The 2,834-nt window shown below is 63.2% G+C and carries 4 protein-coding genes; all 4 read right to left on the bottom strand.

Annotated features, from left to right (window positions below; genetic code table 11):
- Window positions 1-61: 61 nt before the first annotated feature.
- On the bottom strand, window positions 62-388 hold the full coding sequence (locus tag ACK5IR_RS05440; protein WP_416926683.1) for a transposase: 327 nt from the start codon (window positions 386-388) through the stop codon (window positions 62-64).
- Window positions 389-474: 86 nt separating this feature from the next.
- On the bottom strand, window positions 475-1,425 hold the full coding sequence (locus tag ACK5IR_RS05435) for a carbohydrate kinase family protein (protein WP_416926681.1): 951 nt from the start codon (window positions 1,423-1,425) through the stop codon (window positions 475-477).
- Window positions 1,412-2,464 (bottom strand): NAD(P)-dependent alcohol dehydrogenase, encoded by a 1,053-nt coding sequence (locus ACK5IR_RS05430; protein WP_416926679.1) that lies wholly within the window; start codon window positions 2,462-2,464, stop codon window positions 1,412-1,414. Before ACK5IR_RS05430 ends, ACK5IR_RS05435 begins: the two co-directional genes overlap by 14 nt.
- A 17-nt stretch (window positions 2,465-2,481) precedes the next feature.
- Window positions 2,482-2,834, bottom strand: a 353-nt coding sequence (locus tag ACK5IR_RS05425) for an SDR family NAD(P)-dependent oxidoreductase (protein WP_416926677.1), incomplete at its 5' end; no start/stop codon positions are given.

Below are 2,834 nucleotides of genomic sequence, written 5' to 3'. Positions count from 1 at the left end.
GTCGGTAATCTGGTTCATGGCGTGATCTCCCTGGCGGTTGCCGCCGCCGGTTGGGTGGGTGTCAGTTCACCCGGAGATTACGCCGCCTTCGATTTTCCACAAACTCCGCGACACGACCCGAATGCAGGTCCAGTTCGCAAAATAGCATGAAATCCAGACGGACCTTCAGCGCGCGCTCCAGTTTGGGGTCGCTCAGCCCGTGCCACTGGCCAATGAGCAGGCACTTGAACAGAACCAGCGGATCATAGCCCTGAGGCCCCACACCCGACCGCCCCGGACCGCGCCTCAGGATCGGCCCGAACGCCCGCCAGTCCATGAGTGCATCCACCTTGGCCAGCACATCGTCATCGCCAATCCGATCCGCCGCTTCGCGCAAAAACAGGTCCATCAAACCGCCCCGAATGCCTCAAGACCAGCCTATCAAACCTCGCTTGCGACCGGAATCCGTAATCATGCAGAGGTCTTTTTGGGGAGTTATGCCCGCGACGCTTCCGCAAGGAATTCTTCTACCTGAGCGAGATCCTTGAGCCCTGCACCCGCACCCACCGCCTGCACGGAGAGCGCGGCAACGGCGGAGCCGAAGCGCAGGGCGCGGTCGGTATCGAAACCGCGCACAAGCCCATGGATCAGGCCGGCGACGAAATTGTCGCCCGCTCCCGTCGTATCGGCGACCGGGACGTCGAAGGCGGGACAGGCGAAATTCCCCGCTCGGGTGAAGGCGAGAACGCCCTGCACGCCGCGTTTCAGGATCACGTTCTGCACCCCACGCGCACGAAAGGTGGCGGCAATCGTCTCCGGGTCGCGCGAGCCAGTGAATATCTCGGCCTCCAACTCGCTCGGGACCACGTAATCGAGATACGGCCAGGCGTCGTTCAGGGCGTCGAGGCCGTAGCCGCGCTCATCCATCACCAGATCGGCGAGGGTGATGGCACCGACCGATTTCGCCTTGCGCAGGAGCGGTGCCAGCGCTTCCCGGTCGAACTGCGGCATGCAGAACAGGCTGCCGACGGAAAGTGCGCGCAGGCCCGGGCGGAGGTTGTCGAGGTCGATGTGCCCGGGCCCGAACTGCGTATAGGTGGAGTGTTGCTTGCACAGGAAGCTGCGCTCGCCCCCGGTCTCGATCAGCACGATGCCGGTGGAGGTTGCCCGGCCGGGATCGACGATCAGCCCTTCGGTGCCAATCCGGTGGCGGGCGCAGTTCTCAAGAATGATCTGCCCCTGCGCATCGCCACCGATCAGCCCCATCAGGCCGACACGATTGCCCAGCTTGGCCAGCGCCACTGCCTCGTTGATCGCGTCCCCGCCGGTCGCCATGGAGACGCCGGCGACGGTGCCGGTCTCTCCCGGGCGCGGCATTGTGCTAACGCCCTCGACCAGCACATCGACCACCACCATGCCCACGCAGAGGATTTCAGGACAGGTCATCCTGACCTCCGAAACGGATCACCGCCTTCACCATCGAGGCCTTCTGATCGATGCAATCCTCGAAGGCCTGCGGTGCCTCCTTGAGCGGGTAATGGCGCGAGATGATGCTCTTCAGGTCGATCAGCCGGCTGGCCACCGCTTCGATCGTCGCCGGATAGATGTTGCGGTAACGGAAGCTGGTCTTGATCGTCAGTTCCTTGTTGGTCGCCATTTGGAAATCGACCGGCGTCTGGCCCACGACATTGCCGACGATCATGATCGTGCCGCCGCGCTTGGCCATCGGGATGGTCTGGGAGGCGGTCACGGTACTGCCGGCGGTCTCGAACACCAGATCGGGGCCGATGCCGTCGAACAGGCGTTTCACTTCGGCGACGGGGTCGACTTCAGCCGCGTTCACCGTTGCCCAAGCGCCAAGCTCACGCGCCTTGGCCAGCCGGATCTCATGCAGATCGACCAGCGCGATCCTGCGCAGTCCGAGCGCGCGCAGCGCCAGAAGCGTGACGAGGCCGATGCAGCCGCTGCCGAGCACTACCGCCGTCTGCCCGAGCCGCGCGCCGGCCTCGCGTGCCGCCGTCATGCCCACCGCGAGCGGCTCGATCAGTGCGCCCTCTTCGCAGGACATACCGTCGGGCAATTTGAAACACAGCTCGGCCGGGTGGGCGACGTATTCGCGCAGAATGCCGGGTTCGCGCGGGGCGGAGGGGAACACCACGTCGGGGCAGAGGTTGTAGCGCCCGCTCGCGCACCATTCGCAGGTGCGGCAGGGGATGCCGGGCTCGATACAGATCAGATCGCCGATCTTGAGCGAGGTTACTGCCGAGCCGACCTCGACAACCTCTCCTGCCCCCTCATGGCCGAGGATGAACGGGTAGACATCGGGAAATTCCGGCTCGCCATGTTCATAGAAATGGACGTCCGATCCGCAGACGCCGCAATATTTCATTCGGATGAGCACGTCATTGGGACGCACCACCGGCATTTCCACCTCGCCGAAGACCATGCGGCGGTTTTCGGTGACAAATACAGCATGATTTGACATGAGATTTCCTGCTTGATTCAGAGGCCAACCAATTGGTTCGAAAGCGCGCGCAATTGCGCGCGCGCGGCTGCATCGTAACATTGCTCTTCGGCGCGGGTATCTTCGCCTCGATTGATGTAACGTCCTGTGTCACCGTCGAATTTAGGGTCTGTCGCCAGTTCCAGCAGGAAGTTCGCGCCCTCGTCGACACTGTCGACCACCTCGTGCTTCATCTCGCGCACCATTGTCGTGTTCATGTAGGCGCCGGGATGCATGGCGTTGGCGGTGACGCCCGCCCCCGCCAACTCTTCGGCCAGGTCAAAGGTGAACATGATCTCCGCCACCTTGCTCCGGCAATAGGCGTAATAGCCCGAATAGTCCCGTTCCAGCA

The organism is Tropicimonas sp. (assembly GCF_047971885.1).
GTDB lineage: Bacteria > Pseudomonadota > Alphaproteobacteria > Rhodobacterales > Rhodobacteraceae > Tropicimonas.
The sequence above is the reverse complement of the archived record's forward strand: the minus strand, read 5'-3'. Positions and strand labels throughout refer to the sequence as shown.

Coding starts and splice junctions, on each gene's coding strand:
- ACK5IR_RS05435 (WP_416926681.1), bottom strand. CDS start 1,425: ATGACCTGTCCTGAAATCCTCTGCGTGGGCATGGTGGTGGTCGATGTG.
- ACK5IR_RS05440 (WP_416926683.1), bottom strand. CDS start 388: ATGGACCTGTTTTTGCGCGAAGCGGCGGATCGGATTGGCGATGACGAT.
- ACK5IR_RS05430 (WP_416926679.1), bottom strand. CDS start 2,464: ATGTCAAATCATGCTGTATTTGTCACCGAAAACCGCCGCATGGTCTTC.